Annotated in this window: 19 protein-coding genes; 8 read left to right on the forward strand and 11 right to left on the reverse strand. The window is 71.7% G+C overall.

All coding sequences use genetic code 11. The annotated features are described in order from the left end of the window. Positions 1 to 94: 94 nt before the first annotated feature. The 4 genes from MXD64_RS16185 to MXD64_RS16200 all read right to left on the reverse strand — a co-directional run bounded on the left by MXD64_RS16185 (position 95) and on the right by MXD64_RS16200 (position 6,319). Positions 95 to 2,503: a lamin tail domain-containing protein gene (locus MXD64_RS16185; RefSeq protein WP_263136803.1), complete on the reverse strand. Its 2,409-nt coding sequence runs from the start codon at positions 2,501 to 2,503 to the stop codon at positions 95 to 97. A gap of 267 nt (positions 2,504 to 2,770) precedes the next feature. Then, the gene (locus tag MXD64_RS16190; protein WP_156463879.1) at positions 2,771 to 3,748 is read right to left on the reverse strand and encodes a hypothetical protein; all 978 of its coding nucleotides are present in this window, start codon (positions 3,746 to 3,748) and stop codon (positions 2,771 to 2,773) included. A gap of 101 nt (positions 3,749 to 3,849) precedes the next feature. Continuing rightward, positions 3,850 to 5,163 carry an ROK family transcriptional regulator gene (locus tag MXD64_RS16195; RefSeq protein ID WP_263136804.1) on the reverse strand — a complete coding sequence of 438 codons (1,314 nt, stop codon included), beginning with the start codon at positions 5,161 to 5,163 and terminating at the stop codon, positions 3,850 to 3,852. Positions 5,164 to 5,266: 103 nt separating this feature from the next. After that, positions 5,267 to 6,319 carry a LacI family DNA-binding transcriptional regulator gene (locus MXD64_RS16200; RefSeq protein ID WP_017888137.1) on the reverse strand — a complete coding sequence of 351 codons (1,053 nt, stop codon included), beginning with the start codon at positions 6,317 to 6,319 and terminating at the stop codon, positions 5,267 to 5,269. A 195-nt stretch (positions 6,320 to 6,514) separates the two neighbouring features. Between MXD64_RS16200 and MXD64_RS16205 the strand changes: the two genes are divergently transcribed. From MXD64_RS16205 to MXD64_RS16240, 8 genes are all read left to right on the forward strand, one after another. Continuing rightward, complete coding sequence (locus tag MXD64_RS16205) at positions 6,515 to 7,417, forward strand: polysaccharide deacetylase family protein (protein WP_017888138.1); 903 nt, start codon at positions 6,515 to 6,517, stop codon at positions 7,415 to 7,417. After that, positions 7,417 to 7,791 carry a hypothetical protein gene (locus MXD64_RS16210; RefSeq protein WP_017888139.1) on the forward strand — a complete coding sequence of 125 codons (375 nt, stop codon included), beginning with the start codon at positions 7,417 to 7,419 and terminating at the stop codon, positions 7,789 to 7,791. Before MXD64_RS16205 ends, MXD64_RS16210 begins: the two co-directional genes overlap by 1 nt. After that, positions 7,788 to 8,834: an asparaginase gene (locus MXD64_RS16215; RefSeq protein ID WP_263136805.1), complete on the forward strand. Its 1,047-nt coding sequence runs from the start codon at positions 7,788 to 7,790 to the stop codon at positions 8,832 to 8,834. The genes MXD64_RS16210 and MXD64_RS16215 overlap by 4 nt, the downstream gene beginning before the upstream one ends. An 82-nt stretch (positions 8,835 to 8,916) precedes the next feature. Beyond that, positions 8,917 to 10,266, forward strand: a complete 1,350-nt coding sequence (locus MXD64_RS16220; protein ID WP_082046967.1) for an MFS transporter — start codon at positions 8,917 to 8,919, stop codon at positions 10,264 to 10,266. Then, complete coding sequence (locus MXD64_RS16225; RefSeq protein WP_231564095.1) at positions 10,263 to 11,060, forward strand: SDR family NAD(P)-dependent oxidoreductase; 798 nt, start codon at positions 10,263 to 10,265, stop codon at positions 11,058 to 11,060. The genes MXD64_RS16220 and MXD64_RS16225 overlap by 4 nt, the downstream gene beginning before the upstream one ends. After that, positions 11,060 to 11,809 (forward strand): SDR family NAD(P)-dependent oxidoreductase, encoded by a 750-nt coding sequence (locus MXD64_RS16230; protein ID WP_042539809.1) that lies wholly within the window; start codon positions 11,060 to 11,062, stop codon positions 11,807 to 11,809. Before MXD64_RS16225 ends, MXD64_RS16230 begins: the two co-directional genes overlap by 1 nt. Positions 11,810 to 11,913: 104 nt before the next feature. Then, complete coding sequence (locus tag MXD64_RS16235; RefSeq protein WP_017888144.1) at positions 11,914 to 12,369, forward strand: GNAT family N-acetyltransferase; 456 nt, start codon at positions 11,914 to 11,916, stop codon at positions 12,367 to 12,369. A 14-nt stretch (positions 12,370 to 12,383) separates the two neighbouring features. Next, on the forward strand, positions 12,384 to 12,722 hold the full coding sequence (locus MXD64_RS16240; RefSeq protein ID WP_263136806.1) for an MGMT family protein: 339 nt from the start codon (positions 12,384 to 12,386) through the stop codon (positions 12,720 to 12,722). Positions 12,723 to 12,744: 22 nt separating this feature from the next. Here the strand turns inward: MXD64_RS16240 and MXD64_RS16245 are convergent, their stop codons facing one another. The 7 genes from MXD64_RS16245 to sucD form a co-directional block, all read right to left on the reverse strand. Next, positions 12,745 to 13,173 carry a DUF805 domain-containing protein gene (locus MXD64_RS16245; protein WP_263136807.1) on the reverse strand — a complete coding sequence of 143 codons (429 nt, stop codon included), beginning with the start codon at positions 13,171 to 13,173 and terminating at the stop codon, positions 12,745 to 12,747. A 37-nt stretch (positions 13,174 to 13,210) separates the two neighbouring features. Continuing rightward, positions 13,211 to 15,010, reverse strand: coding sequence for an ABC transporter ATP-binding protein (locus tag MXD64_RS16250; RefSeq protein ID WP_031260262.1), 1,800 nt, complete (start codon positions 15,008 to 15,010; stop codon positions 13,211 to 13,213). Positions 15,011 to 15,129: 119 nt separating this feature from the next. After that, positions 15,130 to 16,938: an ABC transporter ATP-binding protein gene (locus tag MXD64_RS16255; RefSeq protein WP_042539805.1), complete on the reverse strand. Its 1,809-nt coding sequence runs from the start codon at positions 16,936 to 16,938 to the stop codon at positions 15,130 to 15,132. A gap of 593 nt (positions 16,939 to 17,531) precedes the next feature. Next, entirely contained in the window at positions 17,532 to 19,166 is a 1,635-nt protein-coding gene (gene purH / locus MXD64_RS16260; RefSeq protein ID WP_263136808.1) for a bifunctional phosphoribosylaminoimidazolecarboxamide formyltransferase/IMP cyclohydrolase, read from the reverse strand. Beyond that, positions 19,163 to 19,756, reverse strand: a complete 594-nt coding sequence (gene purN, locus MXD64_RS16265) for a phosphoribosylglycinamide formyltransferase (protein WP_140448532.1) — start codon at positions 19,754 to 19,756, stop codon at positions 19,163 to 19,165. Before purN ends, purH begins: the two co-directional genes overlap by 4 nt. Before the next feature lie 41 nt (positions 19,757 to 19,797). After that, positions 19,798 to 21,858 carry a cell division protein PerM gene (locus tag MXD64_RS16270; protein WP_263136809.1) on the reverse strand — a complete coding sequence of 687 codons (2,061 nt, stop codon included), beginning with the start codon at positions 21,856 to 21,858 and terminating at the stop codon, positions 19,798 to 19,800. A 141-nt stretch (positions 21,859 to 21,999) separates the two neighbouring features. After that, complete coding sequence (gene sucD / locus MXD64_RS16275) at positions 22,000 to 22,887, reverse strand: succinate--CoA ligase subunit alpha (protein WP_071250213.1); 888 nt, start codon at positions 22,885 to 22,887, stop codon at positions 22,000 to 22,002. Positions 22,888 to 22,891: the final 4 nt, after the last annotated feature.

A 22,891-nucleotide genomic window follows, 5' to 3' on the forward strand; every position in this document is an offset into this window, starting at 1 on the left:
GCTCCCACCGCGCATGGTGAGCAGATGACGTCGGGTCCGCACCGCGAACCCGACGTCTTCTGCACACTCATCGCCCCGACGTGGGGCGTGGGGACTACTCCGCAGCCGCAGCCGTCCTGCGGCGACGCACGACCAGCACACCCGCACCCGCCGCGAGCAGCAGGAACGCCACCAGCGCTCCGGCACCCGTCCCTGCGGCGCCCGTGAACGCGAGCTGCCCGTCCGCGGTGATCGTGATCGGGGTCCACCCGATCAGCGTGCCGTCCGCAGCCGTCACCGCCAGACGATGCGCACCAGCCACCGTGTCGGCAGGGATCGTCACCCGGACCGTCCCGTCAGCAGCGACCACGGCCGTGCCGATCAACCTCGGAGTCGAGAACAGCCACACGTTCACCGTGTCACCGGCAGACGCAGTACCCACCGTCACCGTGATGGTCTCCCCCGCACGAGCCGACGCCGGAGCCGAGACCCCACCACGGTTCGCCTCCGTCAACACCGACTCCGACGGCGCCACCGGGGCGACCGGCGCAGCCGACGGACCAGGGGTCGGGACCGCGGTGGGCGTCCCACCCGGAGTCGGCGTCGGGGTCGGCGTCGTGCCGCCGTCGCCCGGAGACGGGATCGGCGTCGGCGTGGGCTCCGTGCCCGGATCGCTGTCGCCGCCCTCGCACGGGTACGTCCCCGTCCGGAGCGAGAACCCGTCCGTGTCGTTGTCGTCGGCGGAGAAGGTCGCGCGCTCCCCGTCGGTGCAGATGCCCGAGATCGCGAAGCCCTCGTTGGCGAGCGTGCGGTCGGCGGCCGAGGGTGCCTCGTACAGCGTCGAGGCGCTGAAGGCCCCGTCGGTCACCTCGTACAGCGCGGTCCGGCCGGAGCACACCTCGTCGCAGACCACCCAGAGCGCGTCGAGCGTCGGGTCGAACTGCACGTCGGCGACGACGGCGAGCGAGGTCGCGATCGTGGCGATGCGCACCGAGGACCCGTCGTCCATCAGGGCGTAGGCGTACACGCTCGCAGTGCCCTCGACTCCGACGAAGAACAGCCCCTCGCCGTGTCCGGCGTAGCTCGACGGTGCGTAGGCGGCGCCGGTGCGCTCGTCGGTGAAGCCGTGCGCGGTGAGCCAGGTGTCCGGGATCCAGGTGACGCCCTCGAGCCCGGCGTTCGCGCCGAGCCCGGGGAAGTCCGCGGCGAGGTTCCACTCGTCGGTGGCCCGCAGGGTGGCCTCGGAGCCGTCGGTCGTGGCGTAGCGCAGGACCGACGGGCGGCTCGTGCTCGACACGTCGTTGTTGCGCTCGGTCGACACGTAGACGGCGTCGGGGTCGTCGCTCGTGACGGTCACACCCTCGGCATCCGGAGTGCCCGTGCCGTCGGCGTAGCGCAGGTCGGTGCCCGCAGCGTTCGACGGCGCCCAGCCGCCCGCGCCGTCCGAGGTCAGGTGGTAGAGCAGGCCGTCGCCGTTCTGCACGGCCCAGAGCTGCCCGTCCCGCGAGGTCGTCGAGGTCGTCCAGTCGAGGCCGCTCAGGTCACCGGTGAAGGTGTCCTCGTCGTCGAGCACGGTCTCGTCCGGGCCGCCGGGCCAGGCCTCGGCGGTGACGACGCCGGCGAACCGGTTCGCCGCACCCTTCGTGGGTGCTGCCGTCTCGGCGAAGTCCCCGGTGCCGTCGGGGTTGCGGCCGTACGTCGTGGTCGCGTGCGCCGTCCACGAGGTCGAGTCGACGACCGCACCGCGGGCGTCGAACAGCCGCGCGGAGTCCGCCTTGCCGAGTCCGAAGCCGAACGCCGCCTCGTCGAGGACGGTGAAGCCCCCGGCCGCGACGGTCGTGCCCGCGGGGATCGTGTACGCGTGGTCGTCGTCGTTGTCGCGCAGGACGTACCCGCCCAGGTCGACGGTGGTGCTGCCGGTGTTGGTCAGCTCCACCCAGTCGCCGGGGGTGCCGTCCTGCGACTCGACCTCGTTGATCCGCACGGGTGAGGAGCAGTCGTTCGCAGCCCCCTTGGTCGACGCCGTGGTGTCCACGAGCGGCCCGACACCGTCGGCGCAGCGGCCGTAGGTGACACCCGCGTGGGTCGTCCAGGCGTACCGGAGCACCAGGTCGCCGGCAGGGTCGTAGAGGCGCGCAGTGTCGGCACCACCGAGCCCGAAGTCGAAGCCGGGGGCGGTCGCGGACAGCTGGTCGACGACGAAGTACCCGCCGGCGGCGATCGTCGAGCCGCTGGGGAGCACGTACGCGTCGTGCGAGTTGTCGGAGTCGAGGAACGCGTACCCGGTCAGGTCGATCGCGGCGTCCGAGGTGTTCTCGAGCTCCACCCAATCGGTGTCGTCGGCGTTCGACTCGACCTCGTTGACGACGAGGCCGTTCGCGGCGACGGCACCGACGGACGGGTCGTCGTCACCGACGGCGGCGAGGGCCGGGCTGGCGGTGACGACACCGGCGGCGACGACCAGGGCAGTCGCGACGGCCGCGCCGATGCGGAGTGTGGGTGGGCGCAGGGCAGGAGCGCGCATGCAGGGTCCTTCTCGGGGGCGATCGGGCTGAAGACCTGCACGACTGTTCAGCATCCACGCGACCGGCCGGTGGCCGCCCGGTGAACGGGCGGTGTCCCAGGTCGCGCCCGGCGCGCTGGACGCGCGACGTGTCGGCCTGGAGGCTCGGGGCGGGCCCGCACCGCGCCTCCCGTCCGCCGTGGGCACAGCCCACCGCACCCGGTGCGCAGAAGACGCCGGGTCCGCACGGCGAACCCGACGTCTTCTGCACACTCGTTGCCCGGGGTGTCAGCGCTCGGTGACCTCCGAGAAGTCGGGCGTCCCGTCGGGCAGCGCGGGCAGGGGCGTGCCGTCGACGTAGCGGGGCCAGGCCAGCGCGCGGGAGGCCGTCGGACGGGCCGCGTACCGACGGCCGTCGGACGCGACGACCGTGCCGGGCTCGGGCGTCGGTGCCGGGGCGAGCTCAGGGTGCAGTGCAGGTGCGGGCGCGGGCGGCGCGGGCGCTTCGGGCACGGCAGCCTCGGGCTCCGGAGCGGCGGGCGTCGGCGTCGCACCCCACGCCGGCTGCTGGTCGGGCACCGGCCACGTCGCCGATGACCGGGGCGCTCGGGGCCGGAACAGCGCGTTGCTGAGGGGCACCACGACGGTGCCGAGCAGGTCGAGGATCACCACCACCCAGACGAGCCGCCAGTAGCCCCGCGCGTAGTCGACGTCCGGCGCGAGCAGCGGGATCGAGAGCAGCAGCGCGAGCAGGGCGATGACGCCGACGGTGGTCTTCGCGACGACCTGCAGGACGGGCGTCGGGTAGCGGCGGTGGATCACGAGCAGCAGGTGGACGTGCAGGAGCGCCACCCGGGCGACGCCGACGAGCCAGATCCAGTGCCAGAAGTGCTCCAGGACGTACCAGATGCCGTCACCGTCCGGCCCCGTCGGCACGATCCACACCTTGTACAGGCCGGCGACGAGCAGGTACATCGACGTTGCGATGCTCGCGAACGCGAAGATGCCCGACCGCCGGGACGACACGTCGGCGTCGTACCAGGACAGCAACGCGAAGACGACCACCACGACGATCGTCAGGAGCAGCTGGACCGCGACCATGCCGAAGTCGCCGAGGAGCACCGCGGCGATCCCGACGAGCCCGGCGGCGACGACCGCGCCGATGATCGTGCGGAAGACGAGCGGGCGCACCCTCGCCCACCGCGGATCCATCGTGCCGTCGGTGCTGTCCGTGCTGTCCGTACTGTCCGTGCCGCTGTCCGTCATGTGTCCCCCGTCGTCCCCGCACCCACGGCGGGTGCGTCGGACCGCAGCGTAGCGGGCCGGGGCGGTGCCCACGGATCGGGCCCGTCTCGTTGCCGGGGTCGTCAGCGCCGGATGAGCAGGGTGCTGGCCCGCGGCGAGAGCGCGGCGTCGAGCACCAGGCAGGCGGCACCCACGGCGGCGACGTCGGCACCGCGGTCACTCTCGACCACCTGCACCGGGTGCTTCGGCACGAGCAGCGGCGACCCGACGATGGCTGCACGCGCCGCGGGCAGCGCCGCACTCGCGATGCGCGACCAGAACGGGCCGCCGAACACCACGCGGTCGATGTCGAGCAGGTTGACGATGAGGACGACGGCGTTGCCCATGACGGTGCCGGCATCGGCCGCGAGCGTGACGGCGGTGTCGTCCCCGCCAGCGATCGCCGTTGCGAGTTCGTCCCACGCGGCGTCCACGGCGTCGACGTCGGTGGCGCCGCTGTCCGTGGCGTCGGTGGCGCCGGCCTCGGTGCCGTCGGCGGCGACGGCCTCGGCGCTCACGCCGCCGCCGGACAACGCCAGGCCCCGCGACCGCGCGACCCGCACCAGCCGGTCGGGCGCGACGGCAGCGCCGACCTCGCCACGCGTGCCCGAGCCGTCCGGGGTGCCCGCGAGCGGCCCCTGGTCGACCATGATGTGTCCGGCGTCGCCCGCGTTCGACCCCACCCCGCGCACGGGTTCGTGGTCGACGACGAGCCCGACGCCGAACCCGGTGCCGAAGTACACGAACGCGAAGTTGCGGGCCGAGGACTCCCCCGCCAGGAACATCTCACCGACCGCGGCGGCCGTGACGTCCTTCTCGAGCAGCACCGGGTAGCCCGTGGCCTCGGCGAGCGCGTCGCGCAGGGGCACGTCCCGCCACCGCGGCAGGAACGGCGGGTCGACCACGATGCCCGCCTCGACGTCGATGGGTCCGGGGCTCGCGATCCCGACGCCGAGCACGCTGTCGACGGCCACCCCGGCGTCGGCGACGAGCCCGTCGACGGCCGAGGCGATGGTGCGCACCACCTGGGACGGGTCGTCGGCGGTGGGGGTCGAGGTCGTGGACGCAGCGACGACGGTGCCGGCGAGGTCGAGCAGCACGTAGGTGACGACGGCCGGGTCGACGTGCACGCCGACCGCGTACCGGCTGCCGGGCTCGAGCCGCAGGATGGTGCGGGGCTTGCCGCGGCCCGAGACGACGGTGCCGGACTCGACGATCATCCCGGCATCGATCAGGAACCGGGTGACGTTCGACACGGTCTGCGCACTCAGGCCGGTGCGGGCGGCGAGCTCGACGCGGCTCAGGCCGTCGGGCGAGCGGCGGACGGCGTCGAGGACCACGGTGCGGTTGAACCCGCCGATCGACGGGAGGTTCGCTCCGCGTCGATGCTCTGCCATGCCGCGACGATACCGCGACCCCGCCCGGGTACCCGGCGGGTGGGCCAGCGTCCGCCGCTCTGGCGCCCGCTCGCGTGGTCCGGTCCGGGTGCCCTGTGCCGGGTCAGCCCGCCGGATGCCCGGTCGACGACCGCACGACGAGCGAGACCGGGAGCGTCGCACCCTGCAGTGTCCCGTCGCCGATCGCCGCGAGCAGTCGCTCCACGGCCACGGTGCCCATCAGGGCGGTCGGTGAGTGCACGGTCGTCATGGGTGTGGGCAGCTGCGCCACGACGGAGATGTCGTTGTAGCCGACGATCGACAGGTCGTCGGGCACGCGGAGGCCGCGTTGCCGTGCAGCGCCCATCACGCCGATCGCCGCGGTGTCGTTGACGGCGAAGATCGCGGTCGGCGGGTCCGACAGCGAGAGCAGCGTGTGCGCGCCGACGACGCCTCCCTCGACCTCGAAGTCGCTGTGGACGACGAGCGCGTCGTCGACGACGACGTCCCGTCGCTCGTGTGCCAGACGGAACCCGGCCACCCGCTCCACGGCGGTGCTGGCGTGGCGCGGACCGGCGATGACGCCGATGCGGCGGTGCCCCAACGCGAGCAGGTGTTCCGTGGCCATCCGGCCGCCCTCGACGTCGTCACCGACCACCGCGGGCATCCAGTCCCCGGGGTGGCGGTTCGTCGCGATGACCGGCACGGGGAGGTCCGTCAGCCGCGGGTTCGGGGACGACAGGTGGAGCGAACTGACGATGAGGCCGTCGACCTGTCGGGAGAGCAGGAAGTCGACCGCGTCCAGCTGCGCGCCCATGTCGTCCGGGGGCGTCGTGAGCAGGAGCTGGTACCCGGCGGAGCGGGCAGCCGACTCGACGGACTGGCAGATCGTCGCGATGACCGTGTCGGCGAGCCGCGGCATCACGACGCCGATGGTGTTCGACCGCCGGGTCCGGAGCGACGCTGCGATCCGGTTGGGGCGGTACCCGAGCTCGGCCGCCGCCGCGATCACCCGCTGCGCCGAGTCGCTCCACCCCTTGGTCGGCTCCGCCTGTCGGAGCACGCGCGACGCCGTCGAGACGTGCACGCCGGCGAGCGCGGCGATGGCCTGGAGGTTCACGTCACCACGACGATCCTGCTGACCGTGTCCGGCCGGGTCGTCGCCTGCACTGCCCATCCGTCGAGTCTAGGTGACGGATCGTCGTGACACCGTGCGGCGCGAACGTTTGCGAGCACCTCGACCGACGACGGCCCGGAGGATCCGAAACACACTGGTTACACGGCTGGACGTCGGTCGAAACAGTCGGGTGTCAGGATTCCGGGCAATGCAAACGATTGCACGAATTGCAGCAACGATGAGAGACGGTGTCCCATGGTGAAAGAGATCTTCGTGTCCTTCGGCGTCGACATCGACGCGGTCGCGGGCTGGCTCGGCTCCTACGGCGGGGCGGATTCCCCCTCGGACATCCAGCGCGGGATCTTCGCGGGGCGCACCGGTGTGCCGCGTCTGCAGAAGGTGTTCGACCGCGCCGACATCGCAGCGACCTGGTTCATCCCCGGCCACTCGCTCGAGACCTTCCCGGACGAGTGCAAGGCCCTGTTCGACGCCGGCCACGAGATCGGTGCGCACGGGTACAGCCACGAGAACCCGGTGGCGATGACCGAGGCGCAGGAGGACGCGGTGATGGAGCGCTCGGTCGAGCTGATCACCCGGCTCACGGGTCGGCAGCCGACGGGCTACGTCGCTCCGTGGTGGGAACTGAGCAGCTACACGCCCACACTCCTGGAGAAGTTCGGGTTCAGCTACGACCACAGTCAGCAGCACAAGGACTTCGTCCCCTACTACTCGATCGTCGGCGACCAGTGGACACCGATCGACTACTCGCAGGACCCGCACACGTGGATGACGCCGCTCGTCCACGGGAGCGAGATCGACCTCGTCGAGATCGCGGCGAACTGGTACGTCGACGACCTGCCCCCGATGATGTTCATCAAGTCGAGCCCGAACAGCCACGGCTTCGTCAACCCGCGCGACGTCGAGCAGATGTGGAAGGACCAGTTCGACTGGGTGTACCGCGAACTCGACTACGCCGTCTTCCCGATCACGATCCACCCCGACGTCTCCGGGCGCCCGCAGGTCCTGCTCATGATCGAGCGGCTCATCGAGTACATCAGGGGCCACGAGGGCGTCCGGTTCGTCACGATGAACGAGATCGCCGACGACTTCCGCGTCCGCTTCCCGTTCGCGCAGCCCGAGCGTCCACGCGAGTCCTGATGTGCGGCGGATGTGGCGGCAACGGCGGGAACCGTGACTGGTACGCCGCCGGTGTCGAGGACTCCCCGGCCGCGCGCAAGCGGGCGCAGCTCCGGCTGGCCGCCTGGGCGACCCGGCTCTTCGCGGACGACCGGATCCGTGTCCACGAGGTCCCGGGCACCGTCCGGCTCGTGATCGTCGGGCCGACCGGCAAGCGCGTCGTGGCGCAGGGCGTCGACGGCGTCCTGGACGCGGTCGAACAGGTCGGAGCCGGGCGCACCGACTGGTCGGCCGTCGCGACCCGCGTCCGCAGGGCCGACCCGCGGGACGACACCGACTGGGAACACCGCAGCCTCGCCCGCGCGGTCGATCGACGAAGGGACACCCGGCCGTGACGGACCCCACGCTCCCGCGGATCGTGTACCTCGCCCTCGGTGGGACCATCGCGAGCGTCACCTCGGGCGATCCGCGCGGTTCCGGCGATCCGCGCGGCTCCGGCGCCGTCCCGCGGATCGCAGCCCGTGACCTCCTCGCCGGTGTGCCGGCCATCGCGCAGGTCGCACGGGTCGAGGCCCGCCAGCTCGGCATGGTGCCCTCTCCCTCGCTCGACTTCGACGACGTGCAGCGCGCGCTCGACGCCGCGCGGGACGCCGTCGGCTCCGGAGCCTCGGGCGTCGTGCTGTCGCAGGGCACGGACACCATCGAGGAGACCGCGTACCTGCTCGACCTCGCGTGGGACCGCTCAGAGCCCCTCGTCGTCACCGGAGCGATGCGCCACGCCTCCTCGCCCGGTGCGGACGGTCCGGCGAACCTGCTGGCGGCCGTGAACGTGGCCGCGGCACCGGCAGCAGCGGGACGCGGTGTCCTCGTCGTGCTCGACGACGAGGTGCACGCCGCCAGGGCGGTCCGCAAGACGCACACCTCGTCGACCGGCGCCTTCACCTCTCCGGGTTCCGGTCCGCTCGGACGGGTCACCGAGGGCTCGCCCGTCTTCCACGCTCCGGCGGCCCGAGTACCCGCGCTCACCACACGCGTCGCCCCGCTGCCCCCGGTGGCCCTGCAGCGGGTCACCCTCGCTGACGACGGCCGGGTCCTGTCGACCCTGGACGGACTCGGGTACCGCGGCGCGGTCATCGAGGGCTTCGGTGGCGGGCACGTCGCCGAGCGCACGGTCGATGCCGTCCGCGCACTCGCCGCGCAGATGCCGGTCGTGCTGGCGTCGCGGACCGGCGCCGGCGCGACGCTCACGACGACGTACGGCTTCGCGGGCGGCGAGATCGACCTGCTCGGCGCCGGACTCGTCCCCGCCGGCACCCTCGACGGCCTCAAGGCGCGCCTCCTGCTGGCCGCGCTGCTCGCCCTCGACGCCCCGGACGACCGCATCCACGCGGCGTTCGACGCCCACGGCCGGGGCTCGTCCCCGACCGGACACCCCTGACCGCACCGACGCTCCGCCTCCGCCCGTCAGCCCGCGCCGCGACACCGTCGCAGCGCCGCACCGCCGTACCGAGAGGAAGACCATGTCCACCACGACCATCCACGAGCCCGAGGACCTCGAGCTCGCCACCGGGACGTTCCCGACGATCGGGCCGAAGGAGACCAAGCGCGGCGCGACGCTGGCGTTCTTCGCCTGGACCCTCGCCGTCTACGACTTCATCATGTTCGGCACGCTCCTCCCCCGCATCGCCGAGGACTTCGGGTGGAACGAGCAGACCGCCCTGCTGGCGAACACCCTCGTGAGCGTCGGGGTCTTCGTCGTCGTCGTCCTCGTCGGTCTGTTCGTGGACCGACTCGGTCGGCGCCGGGGCATGATGATCACGATCGGCGGCGCGGCCCTGTCCTCGCTGCTGACGGCGGCATCGACGGGGGTCGCCTCGCTCGTCGGTTTCCGGGCCCTGAGCGGCTTCGGGATGGCCGAGCAGTCCGTCAACTCCACCTACCTCAACGAGGTCTTCGCGCTCACCGAGCTCGAGGGCGTCAAGAAGCGTCGCGGCTTCTTCTACAGCCTCGTCCAGACCGGGTGGCCGATCGGCGCGCTCCTCGCGGCCGCGTTCATCGCCGGGATCAACGGGCTGTTCGGACAGGAGTCCTGGCGGCTCGCGTTCCTCATCGCCACCGTCCCGGCGCTGTTCGTGCTGTTCCTGCGCAAGGGCATCAAGGAGACGCCGCAGCACCGTCTGAACACGTACCTGCGGCAGCTGCGGAAGTCCGGTCGCACCGAGGAGGCCACCGAGGTCGCCGCCCGCTTCGGCATCGTCGACGAGGGTCCGAACCCGCTGCGGGCGATCTTCGGCCGACGGTACGCACGCAACACCGTCGTGCTCTCGATCGCCTGGATCGTGAACTACTTCGGCATCACCACCACGAGCGTGCTCGGGACGACGATGCTCGAGGGCGTCAAGGGTGTCGACCCGAGCATGTCGCTACTCATCATCGTGCTGTCCAACGTGGTCGGCGCCGCCGGCTACCTGTTCCACGGCTGGCTCGGCGACATCATCGGCCGCAAGACCACGATCGTCGTGGGCTGGGTGCTCGCCGGTGTGTGCTGGACCCTCTTCGTGCTCGGGCCGGACGACTTCGGCTACGTCCTGGTCACCTACATGCTGACGCTGTTCTTCCTGCTCGGACCGTACGCGTCGCTGCTCTTCCTGCAGGCGGAGTGCTTCGACTCGAGCTGCCGCGCGACCGGGTCCGCGTTCGTCACCGCGATGGGACAGCCCGGCACCATCATCGGCTCGGCGGTGCTGACGGCCCTCGTCGCCGGGAGCATCGGGCTCGGCCCGGCAGCCCTCATCGTCGGTGCGGGCGGCATGGTCCTCTCCGGCCTGATCATGCTCGCGACGAAGCGCGTGGCGGTGATCGAGCATTGAGCGCCACGACACCGGCAGGCGTGTACTCCGAGTTCTCGGGGAGCGTGGTCGTCATCACCGGCGCCGCGAGCGGGATCGGCGCGGCCCTCGCGGTGCAGCTCGCCGAGTACGGCGCGAACATCGTCATCCCCGTCTTCGCGGGTGACCCGCACGATCCCGCACCCGTCGTCGACGCCGTCGAGGCGGCCGGTGGCAGCGCGCTGACGGTCACCGCGGACGTCCGCAGCACCGAGGACGTCGACGCCGTGTTCCAGGCGGCCGTCGACCGCTGGGGGCGCGTCGACCACGTCGTGGCGGGAGCGGGGGTGCTCCGTCGGCAGCCGCTCGACACCATGACCGACGCGGCGTGGGACGACATCCTGCAGGTGGACCTGCACGGTGTGATGCGCACGCTCCGGGCCGGCGCCCGACACCTCGACCGGGGCGGGTCGATGGTGGCCGTCTCGTCGATCGCGGGCGGGGTGTACGGCTGGGTCGCGCACAGCCACTACGCCGCGTGCAAGGCGGCGGTGATCGGCCTCGCCCGGAGTGCGGCAGCCGAACTCGCGCCGCGTGGGATCCGGGTGAACACCATCATCCCGGGGCTCATCGAGACGCCGCAGTCCTCGGACGCCCAGAACTCGCTCGGTCCGGCGGGCCTCGCCGCCGCGGGTGCTCGGATCCCGTGGGGTCGTGTCGGCCACGCCGACGAAGCCGCCGCGGCCATCCGGTTCCTGCTCAGCCACGAGGCGCGCTACGTCACCGGGCAGGAACTCGTCGTCGACGGAGGCCTGACGATCCTGATGGCCGACTGATGCCAGACCGGACGGTGTTCGACCTCACCGGGACGACCGCGCTCGTGACGGGCGGTGCGAGCGGCATCGGGCTCGCGATCGTGGAGACCTTCGTCGCCGCAGGAGCGCGGGTCGTCGCCGCCGACCTCGACGCCGACGGCCTGGCGGACCTCGCCGAGCGGCTGGGCGTCCGGACCATCGTGCTCGACGTCACCGACGAGGACCAGGTGGAGGCCGCCGTGGCGTCGGTCGACGAGGAGTCCGGCGGGATCCAGGTCCTGGTGAACGCCGCCGGCGTGCTCTCGCAGGCGCCGCTCGAGGAACTCACCACGGAGGACTGGGCGCGTGTCATCGCGATCGACCTGACCGGGGTCTTCCTGGTGATGCGAGCAGTCGGTCGGCGGATGCTCCGCGACGGGCACGGGCGCATCATCAACCTCGCCTCGCAGCTGGCGATCAAGGGCGGTTCCGAGGTCGCGCACTACGCGGCAGCGAAGGCCGGCGTCATCGCGCTGACGAAGAGCGCCGCGATCGAGTGGAGCGGGCGGGGTGTGCTCGTCAACGCGATCGCACCCGGCCCGATCGTCTCCCCGATGACGGACCGGATGACCCAGCAGTGGCGGACGGACAAGGCCGCCGAGCTCCCGATCGGACGCTTCGGGGTCTCCGCCGAGGTCGCGCCGACCGCACTGCTCCTCGCGTCGTCCCCGGCGGGTGACCTGTACACCGGGCAGACGCTCGGCCCGAACTCGGGTGACGTCATGCCGTGAGCAGCACCCGCCGGTCGGCCGCCCGGTTCCGCCGCGACAACGGTGCGGTCTCGGTCTGCCGTCGCCACTGGCTTCCGCAGGGTCAGCACCGTTACCCTGGCCGCATGTCCGACCTGCGCCTGGAAGAACTCTCCGCGAAGACCGCTGCCGCGGCCAACTCCCTGACGCTCAAGCCGGGCCAGGAACAGTTCGTGCAGCCGACCACCTACGGGGTCGCCGAGACCGACGTCAAGCCGAGCTCCGCGTGGACCCGTGTCGTCCTCGACGACGACGAGGTCCTCGGCCTGATCATCGGTTCGTTCGACGCCGACAACGCGCAGGAAGAACTGCGCAGCTGCATCTGGCGCGTCAACGTGGCAGCCAGCGCGCAGGGCCGTGGCGTCGGTCGCTTCGCCGTGCACGGTCTGGCGGACGAAGCGCGCAGCCGCGGGTTCGAGCGACTGACGGTCGTGTACGAGCCCGGCGGCGACGACAGCCCCGAGGCGTTCTTCCGCGCCGTGGGCTTCGAGGTCGTGCGCGAGACCCAGTACGGCGACCACTTCGCGGTCCTGACGCTCTAGCACGCTCCGACGACGTGCCCACCGACGACCCATCGGTCGACTTCGGCGCCGCCGTCGCCGAGGTGGTGCGGATGATCCCGCCCGGTCAGGTCATGACGTACGGCGACGTCGCCGCAGTCCTCGGATCGCGGGCCTCTCGTGCCGTCGGCAAGGTGATGGCGCACGAGGGCGCCGACCTGCCGTGGTGGCGTGTGGTGCGCGCGGGTGGGCACCCGCCGCTCCGCCACGAGGCCCGGGCGCTCGAGCACTACCGGGCCGAGGGGACCCCGCTCGTGCAGGGGACGACGGCCTGGAGGCTCGACATGCGTCGTGCGCGCTGGTCACCGGCAACGGACGCGGACGACCCGTTCTGACCCCGCGCCGCGCGGGTCGACCTCAGCGGTCGAAGCGCGCACCCTTCGGGTTCGCGGGCAGCAGGCACAGGACGTACACGATCAGCGAGCCGAGGCCCGGCAGCACGTGCAGGAACTGCCAGAAGCCGGACAGGTTCGCGTCGTGCAGTCGTCGGGTGCCGAGGCCGAGGGAGCCGACGAGCGTCGCGAGCACCCACAGCATGAACAGGTACGAGCCGACGGGGTTCTCGAGCACCGGGGTGTCCGGCGTGAACACCTGCGGCACGAGCTGCAGCACGAGCCCGATCGCGAGCGACGTCAGCCACCACCACCAGAACTCGGCGCGCGATGCCCGTCCGGTGAACACGGTGTACTTCCGCCAGAACCGGCGAACGGCCTCGGTGAAGGGGGCACCGTAGAAGGGGTCGTGCAGGGCGACGCCGCCGGGCTGCACCACGCTGTCGTTGCTCATGGAGCAAGCCAACCACGTGGTGCAGCCCGACCGGGGCCTAGACGAGCGAGTCGCGCCAGGCTGCGTGCAGCTGGGCGAAGCGCCCGGTGCCGGCGATGAGGTCGGCGGGGGTACCGTCCTCGACGATCCGGCCGTGCTCCATCACGAGCACCCGGTGGGCGATCGCGACGGTGGACAGCCGGTGCGCGATGATCACCGCGGTGCGGTCGGCGAGCAGGGTCTCCAGGCCCTCCTGCACGAGTCGCTCCGAGGGGATGTCGAGCGACGCCGTGGCCTCGTCGAGGATGAGCACCTTCGGGTCCGCGATGAACGCCCGCGCGAACGAGAGCAGCTGCCGCTGGCCCGCCGAGACACGGCCACCGCGCTTGTTCACGTCGGTGTCGTACCCGTCGGGCAGCGCCATGATGAACTCGTGCGCGCCGACCGCCTTGGCCGACGCCTCGATCTCCTGGCGGGACGCCCCGGGCTTGCCGAGCGCGATGTTGTCCGCGACGGTTCCGGAGAACAGGTAGGCCTCTTGCGTGACCATGACGATCGCGCGGCGCATGTCCTTCGTGTCGAGGTCACGCAGGTCCACACCGTCGAGCTTGACGGAGCCCTGACTCGGGTCGTAGAAGCGCGCCATGAGCTTGGCGAGCGTCGACTTGCCGGCGCCGGTGGAACCGACGAGGGCGATGGTCTGCCCCGACGGGATGTGCAGGTCGAACTCCGGCAGCACGACCTTGCCCTTGTTGTAGGCGAACACGACGTCGTCGAAGTCCATCTTCCCGGTGGCGTCCGCCAGACGGGTCGGCTTCACGGGGTCCGGCACGCTCGGCCGTTCCTCGAGGACGCCGGAGATCTTCTCCATCGCCGCTGAGGCGGACTGGTACCCGTTGTAGAACATCGCGAGTTCCTGCGCCGGGTCGAAGAAGCGCTTGGCGTACAGCGCGACCGCGAGCAGCGCACCGACCTCGAGCGTCCCGCCGACGATCCGGAAGCCGCCGACGATGACGACCGCGGCGAGCGTGGCGTTGCCGATGAGCACGAGCACCGGGTCGAAGGTCCCGAACAGGTTGAACACCTTCGTGTTCGCCACCCGGTAGTCCTCGACGTAGCCGCCGTACTCGTCACGGTTGCGGGACTCCTTGCGGAACGCCTGCACCGCGCGGATGCCCGTCATCGTCTCGACGAAGTGCACGATCACGCGCGCCGAGGTGACACGGGTGGAGCGGAACAGCGTCTGCGAGTTCGTCTGGAACCAGCGGATCAGGAACCAGAGCGGCACGAGCGACACCGCGAGCACGAGCCCGGACGTCGGGTCGAGCAGCACCAGGGCCACGGCGGTGAACGCCATGTACAGCACGCCCTGGATGAGCTGGTTCAGCCCCGAGTCGAGCAGCTCGCGGATCGAGTCGAGGTCACTCGTCTGGCGCGAGATGATCCGGCCCGACGTGTAGGTCTCGTGGAACTCGAGCGAGAGCCGCTGCGTGTGCAGGAACACCCGTTTGCGCAGGTCGAACAGGATCGCCTGGCTGATCCGCGCCGCGAGCACCGTGTACCAGGCGGTGAGCACCGCACCGAGGACGGCCACGACGATGTACGTCGAGACGACGCCGAACGCCGGCACCCAGTCGTTCTGGTCCATCACCGCGGGCAGGGCGTTGTCGATGCCCCACGCGATGAGCGCCGGACCCGCGACGGTGCCGGCGGTCGAGACCACGACCACGATGCCGAGCAGCACCAGCCGGAGCTTCAGCGGTGCGGCGAGGGACCCGAGCAGGGCGAGGGACCGGCGCCGCAGGCGCTTGCTCTCGGCCTTCGTGAAGTCCTCACGCTCCTCGCCGCGCACGCCCATGGTGGTGATCGAGGCGGTGACGGGCGCGGCAGACTGCGCGTCGGCGATGTCGTCGACGACGGGATCCGCGCCTCCCGGCCCGGCCGACGTGTCGAGCGGCAGGTTCTTCTCTTGCTGGCTCATGCCATCGCCTCCTGTCGTGCGGTCGCGTCGTCGTCGTCGAGCGACGAGATGACGTAGCGGTAGTGCTCGTTGGTGGCCATCAGGTCGTGGTGGGTCCCGACGGCCGTGACGACGCCGTTCTCCATCAGGGCGACCCGGTCGGCCAGCGTCACCGTCGACGGACGGTGCGCCACGATGAGCGACGTGGTGTCGGCGAGCACGCGTCGCAGGCCCGCTTCGACCCGAGCCTCGGTGTCGACGTCGAGCGCCGACAGCGGGTCGTCGAGCACCAGGACCGACGGCCGCGCCGCGATCGCACGGGCGAGTGCCAGACGCTGGCGCTGCCCACCGGACAGCGACAGCCCCTCTTCACCGACCCGGGTGTCGACGCCGTCGGGCAGGTCGTCCACGAAGGACGCCTGCGCGATGTCGAGCGCCTCGCGCATGAGCGCCTCGGCCTCGGCACCCTGCACGTCCGGTCGACCGAGCAGCACGTTCTCACGCACGGTCGACGAGAACAGGGTGGCGTCCTCGAAGGCGACGCCGACGTGCCGGCGGAGCTCTTCGCGGGTGAGGTCGCGGATGTCGACCCCGTCGATCGTCACCGAACCGCCGGTCACGTCGTACAGACGCGGCACCAGCGAGAGCAGCGTGGTCTTGCCGCAGCCGGTCAGCCCGACGAGCGCCATGGTCTCGCCCGGCTGCAGCTGCAGTTCGACGCCGTTGATCAGGTCCGGGTACTGCGGTGCGGAGTCCTGGTACCGGAAGTGCACGCCGTTGAACGACAGTGCACCGTGCGGCTCGGCGATCGTCTTCGGGTGTTCCGGGTCCGTGATGGTGTTCTCGGAGTCCATGACCTCGAAGAAGCGGTCGACCGCCGTGCGGGTGTCGAACGTCATCGAGAGCAGGAAGCCGATCGACTCGATCGGGAACCGCAGCACCGTCGCCGTCGCGAAGAACGCGAACAGCTGGCCGACGGTGAGCTGCCCCTGCGAGGCCAGCCAGATGCCGGCGAGCAGGCACAGCGCGAACGCGACGTCCGGCACGAGCAGCAGCCACAGCCAGATGCCGGCGATGGCCTTCGCCTTCTTGATCTCGGTGCCGCGCAGGGCCTCGGCCTGCTCGCTGAACTCCTCGAGCTTCGCGCCGCCGCGACCGAACGCCTTGAGCACGCGGATGCCGTGCACCGACTGCTCGACGCTCGTGGCGAGGTCGCCCACCTGGTCCTGGCTGCGGCGTGCGACGGCGGAGTACCGGCGCTCGAACAGCAGGCCGTTGATCCACAGCGGGATCGACGCGATCAGGAAGATCAGCCCGAGGATCCACCCGAAGGTGAACAGCACGACGAAGCCGACGACGATCGTCACGATGTTGACGACGAGCAGGACGACCCCGAAGGCCAGCCAGCGCCGGATCAGCGACAGGTCGGACACGGAACGGGACAGCAGCTGCCCGGACTCCCAGCGGTCGTGGAACGCGACCGGCAGGTCCTGCAGCTTCGCATAGAGCGAGTTGCGCATGCTCGTCTCGATGCGGGTCGAGGGACGCATCACCAGCCGGCGGCGCGAGGCGATGAAGAACGCCTCGAGCACACCGAGGGCGAGCACCCCGAGCCCGGCGGGCCAGATCTGTGCCGAGTCGCGCGACGACAGCGGACCGTCGACGAGCCACTGCAGCACGTAGGGGATTGCGAGCGCCACCAGGGAGGCTCCCATCGCTGCGGCCATGCCGCCGATGAGGCGCCCCTGGTAGGGCTTCACGTAGGGGTAGATCCGCGCGATCGCGCGGAAGGTGGACGGGCGCGCCGTGGTGGGCGACTTGGACATGGTTGCGTCCTCATGCGTCTGCCGGGTCCCCGGGTCGCGCTGCGCGGTGCGTGCTTGCTTGCTGCTTGCTTGCTTGCTTGCTTGCTTGCTTGCTGCTTGCTTGCTCGCGTCGCGCGGCTTCGGCCTGGAGGCTCGGTGTGGCGTTGCGTGGTGATCATCGGCCGGGCGCGTGGTCGCGTCTCCGCCGTCACTCGCGTGACGTCGGTCGGGCCGGAGGCACCGGGGGAGCGTCGTCCCCCGGGTTCAGGCGGGTGGTTCGCGGACGCCGGTGGTGCTGCGTCGCGGGGCCGTGGGAACGGCCCGACTAGACGGCGGCCGCGACGCGGGGTCGCGGTGCGATCGGGGATCGCCGTGCGGGAGTGGTCCCCACGACGGACACGAGACCTGCGCGGGCGGCCGTCGCCACGGTTCCGGTCATGTTGTCCATCGTCACTCCAGTCGTCGTCTTCGTCACCGTTGTGTCCGCGGTGCCGCCGGTCCCGAGGGATCGTCGGCTGCCTGCCGCGGAGCCTTACAGACTATTCACAGTGACTGTCGCCGCGCAATGGTCTGCCACCGATTGTTCACATCGGTGGACGAAGTGGCAGTGCACATCAGTGGAAGAAGTGGCGCTCGCTCGTGAAGTACATCGTCACGCCAGCAGCCTTCGCCGCAGCGATGACCTCGTCGTCACGGACGCTGCCACCGGGCTGCGCCACCGCACGGACACCGGCGTCGAGCAGCACCTGCAAGCCGTCGGCGAACGGGAAGAACGCATCCGACGCCGCGACGCTGCCGGCAGCCCGGTCACCCGCACGGTTCACGGCGAGGTGGCACGAGTCGACCCGGTTGACCTGGCCCATGCCGACACCGACGCTCGCGCCCTGGTTCGCGAGCAGGATGGCGTTGGACTTCACCGAACGGCTGGCACGCCACGCGAAGGCCAGGTCGGTCAGGGTCTGCGCATCGGCGGGCTCGCCGGCGACGAGGGTCCAGGTGGACTGGTCGAAGCCCGTGAAGCGGTCGGCGTCCTGCACCAGGAACCCGCCGGAGACCTGCTTGACCTCGCGGTCGGCGAGCGCGAAGTCGGCCGGCAGCGTGAGCAGGCGGATGTTCTTCTTGCGCGACAGGACCTCGAGCGCCTCGGGGTCGAACCCGGGGGCGACGACGACCTCGGTGAAGATGTCCTTGACAGTCTCGGCCATGGCCAGGGTGACCGGGCGGTTCGCGGCGATGACCCCGCCGAACGCCGACAGCGGGTCGCAGGCGTGCGCGGCGGCGTGGGCCGAGGCGATCGGGTCGGCGGCGGCGGCCGGGGCGATCGCGATGCCGCACGGGTTGGCGTGCTTGATGATCGCGACGGCGGGCTCGTCGAAGTCGAAGGCCGCGCGGACCGCCGCGTCGGCGTCGACGTAGTTGTTGTACGACATCTCCTTGCCGTGCAGCTGCGTCGCCTGTGCGATACCGGTGCCGTCCGGCGTCGTGTAGAGCGCCGCGGCCTGGTGGGCGTTCTCGCCGTAGCGCAGGGTCGCGGACAGCTCGGCACCGACCGACAGGTGCTCGTCGAACGCGCCAGGGGTCCGGATGTCGCCGGAGGTCGTCGGGGCTGCGGCGGCGGAGACGACGTCGCTCGCGAAGTAGGACGCCACCGCGGTGTCGTACGCGGCGGTGTGCGCGAAGGCCTGGGCGGCGAGGCACTTGCGGAGCTCGAGCGTGGTGCCGCCGGCACGCACGGCCTCGACGACCTCGGGGTAGGACGCCGGGGACACGACGATCGCCACGTTCGGGTGGTTCTTCGCCGATGCACGGACCATCGCGGGGCCGCCGATGTCGACGTTCTCGACCACGGTCGCGGTGTCGGCGCCGGACACCACGGTCTCGACGAACGGGTAGAGGTTCACCACGACGAGTTCGAACGGCGCGATGTCGAGGTCGGCGAGCTGCTGCTCGTGCGACTCGAGCCGCAGGTCGGCGAGCAGGCCGGCGTGCACCGACGGGTGCAGCGTCTTCACGCGACCGTCGAGCGACTCGGGGAACCCGGTGACGCTCGCGACGTCGGTGACGGCGTAGCCCGCGTCACGGATGGTCTGCGCGGTGGAACCGGTCGACACGATCTCGACCCCGGAGTCGGCCAGGGCGCCGGCGAGCTCGAGCAGGCCGGACTTGTCGCTCACCGAGATCAGTGCACGGCGGACCGGCACCACGTCCCGGTCGCGGTAGAGGCTGGGGTCGGCTGCGTGCACGCTCATGCGCTCGGGGTGCCCTTCAGTTCGGTGGTGCCGTTGGCGATGTCGAGGATGGTCTGGATGAGCAGGCGGCGCTCGACCGGCTTGATGCGGTCGTGCAGCGTCGACTCGGTGTCGCCCGGCAGCACCGGGATGCGCTCCTGGGCCAGGATCGGCCCCGTGTCGACGCCGTCGTCGACCGCGATGACGCTCGCGCCGGTCTGGGTCACGCCGGCGGCGAGTGCGTCCCGCACGCCGTGGGCGCCGGGGAACTCGGGCAGGTACGCCGGGTGGGTGTTGATGATCCCCGGTGCGAACTCGGACACCACGGCCGGGGGCAGCAGGCGCATCAGGCCGGAGAGCACGAGCAGGTCGGGCGACCACGGACGGATCTGCTCCGCCAGGGCCTGCCCCCACTCGGCGCGGGAGTCGTAGCGGGTGAACGGGACCGTGAAGGTCGGGATCGAGAACTCCTCGCCCAGCCCGAGCCCCTCGGCGTCGCGGTCGGCACCGATGGCGACGACACGGGCGGGGTACTCGGCGTCGAAGGTCGCTTCGAGCAGGGCTCGGAGGTTCGACCCGGTACCGGAGATCAGGACGACCAGTTCGAGCACGGCACCAACCCTACCGGGAGGCACGGCGTCGGCGGGCGCGGTTACCGGTCGTCCTTCGGCTGTCGCCACCAGGGCAGTTCGTCCTCGGGGATCTGGTCGGTGACGTCCCACTTCGCCGGGCGGGGCTGCTGCTCCCGCTCCGGTGCGGGCGCCCGGGTGTCGTGGACGACGTCGACGCGGTCCGCCTCAGCGGTCTCGTCCAGGTCGTCCCGGCCGGCGACGAACTCCTCGGTGCTCCACGGGAACGCGGGCTGGGCGTCGGTGGGCACGCGCGGCGGTGCTGCCGCGGGGGCGGTGGCCGTGGGCGGCTCGGGGGCGGGCTGCTGCGGCTCGGCGTCGGAGCCGGTCACGCGGCCGCGCAGTGCACCGGCTCGTCCCCGGACCCCCTCGGCCGCGCCGGCCAGACGGTCGCGCAGGCCGCCCAGGGCTGCTCGTCCGGCACCGCGTCGCACCGGTTCGGGCTCGGCGGCGAGGCGGTCGGCGGCCACCGCGTCGGTCTTCGCCCAGTCGGGGAGCTCGACGTCGTGGTCGGTGTCGCCGGCACGGGGTGGAGGCGTGGGTGCGGAGGCGGGGTCGGGTTCGCGGGCGGGGCGGGGCGGTGTCGCATCGGCCGGCTCGTCCCCGACGACCTCGCTGCCGATCGGCCCGGTCGTGTGTTCGGTCGTCGCGCGTTCGGTCGTCACCCGCGGGCGCGCTGCCGTCGACCCGTCGTGGGACTCCTCGACGACGAAGCGGTGCACGTCGGTGGTCCGTCCGGCCCCGGCCTGGTCGAGCGCAGCGAGCAGGGACCCCTCGCCGAGGTCTGCTCCGGCGCGAGCGGTGTCGTGGTCCTCGTCGGCCTCGTCCGCCTCGGTCCAGCGCTCGCGCCTCCACCCGCCCTCCGGCAGGCGGACGAGGTCACTGCCCGCGGCGAGGGCGATGATCGCCGGCAGGCCGACCTCGAGTGCGGCGAACCCACCGACCGCCAGGGCGTTCGGGCCGACGTCGGCCAGGCGTCCCGGGCCGAACGAACCGGACGACACCCAGGCGACGAGCCCCGTGAGCACGCCGGCGACGAGTCCTGCCGCGACGCCGCCGAACGCACGGTGCAGCGCGGAGTCGGCGGTGCCCAGGGCCCGCACCAACCGGGGCCGCATCGAGCCGCCGATCGCGAACCCGGCGATGACGGGCACCAGGATCCAGACGAGCCCGAAGGTGTGACCCGAGGTCGGCAGCGCGCCGAAGACCGGCAGGCCGGGGATCGGGCCCAGGGTCGTGGCGATCGGGGACACGCTCGACCCGGTGCCGATGGCGAACCCGGGGCCGATCAGCCACGAGGTCGCCCACCCGACGAAGTCCGGCAGGAACGCGAGCTGTCCGACGGTGAGCGCGACACCACCGATGACCCCGGCGTGCGACTGCTCGTACAGGGTGATGACCTCGGCGAACGAGGTGAAGAGCAGCAGGCCGACCAGCACCGCGGCCACGCCGACGACCACGGCGGTCGCGGCGGTCCCGGCGCGCAGGCCGAACCCGGCGACGGACCGCCAGACGGCGGGGACGCGGTCGACCAGGTCGATGACCCGCTGGGTGACGGCGTCGGCGGGCATGTCCCGGCGACGACGGCAGACCTCGGACGCGGCGAGTGCGGGGATCCCGAACCAGAGCGCCGGCAGCACCACGGCCTGCCAGAGCGTGGGGTGGGTGGCGGCGGAGGTCGTCGACAGCGCGACGGCCAGACCGAGGAGCGCGACGACGGCGGTGCCGACCAGCAGGCCGGTCGTGCGGTGCTCGGTCTCGGCGAACCGGCGTCCGGCACGGGCGCCGAGCCAGGCGGTCACGACCGCGAACCCGAGGGCCGCCAGGGTGACGTGGATGGGGTCGGCAGCGCCGCTGACCCCGGCGCTCTTGGCGAGTGCGGAACCGAGCAGGAACGAGACGTCGACGCCGTGCCCGACGAGCCAGACGCTGCCGGTGGCCTTCCAGAAGACGTCCCAGTCGACCTGCAGGCCGTACTCGAACCCCCAGAGCAGCGTCAGCGGCACGAGGGCGATCCCGATGCCGACGCCGACCGTCACGACCGCCTCGATCGCGGCGAGCAGAGCGGTTCCCAGGCGGTTCATCGCAGCGAGGATACGTGCCCCTCGCGCGGCCGCCCCGGAGCCGCGCGGCTGCCGACGCAAAACACCGGTGTTCGCAGGACGAACACGCGCAAGACGCGGTTCACCCGACGAACACCGGTGTGTTGCGGAACGGGCTGGTCGCTAGCGGGCGGCGACGACCTCGCGCAGCAGCGCGGCGGTCTCGGACGGCGTCTTGCCGACCTTGACGCCTGCGGCCTCGAGCGCCTGCTTCTTCGCCTCGGCGGTGCCGGCCGAACCGGACACGATCGCGCCGGCGTGCCCCATCGTCTTGCCCTCGGGAGCGGTGAAGCCCGCGACGTAGCCGACGACCGGCTTGGTGACGTGCGCCTTGATGAACTCGGCCGCGCGCTCCTCGGCGTCGCCACCGATCTCACCGATCATCACGATGGCCTCGGTCTCGGGGTCGGCCTCGAACGCGGCGAGCGCATCGATGTGCGTGGTGCCGATGACGGGGTCGCCGCCGATGCCGATGGCGGTCGAGAAGCCGAGGTCCCGGAGCTCGTACATCATCTGGTACGTCAGGGTGCCGGACTTCGAGACGAGCCCGATCGGGCCCTTGCCGGTGATCGTCGCCGGGGTGATGCCGACGAGGGACTCCCCCGGGGTGATGATGCCGGGGCAGTTCGGCCCGATGATCCGGGTCGTGCCGCCCTTCGCCTTGGCGTGCGCCCAGAACTCGGCCGAGTCCTGCACGGGGATGCCCTCGGTGATGACGACGACGAGCGGGATCTCGGCGTCGATGGCCTCCGTCACCGCGTCCTTCGCGAACGCCGGCGGGACGAAGACGATCGAGACGTCGGCACCGGTGGTGTCGATGGCCTCGCGCACCGAGCCGAAGACCGGCAGCGACACGTCGCCGTGGGTGACGGTGGTGCCGGCCTTGCGGGCGTTCACGCCGCCGACGACGTTCGTGCCGGCCTTGAGCATCAGGGCGGTGTGCTTCGTGCCCTCGCCGCCGGTGATGCCCTGGACGATGACCTTGGAGTCCTTGTTGAGGAAGATCGACATGGTC

It is taken from the genome of Curtobacterium sp. Arg-1 (assembly GCF_025643395.1).
Classification (GTDB): domain Bacteria; phylum Actinomycetota; class Actinomycetes; order Actinomycetales; family Microbacteriaceae; genus Curtobacterium; species Curtobacterium poinsettiae.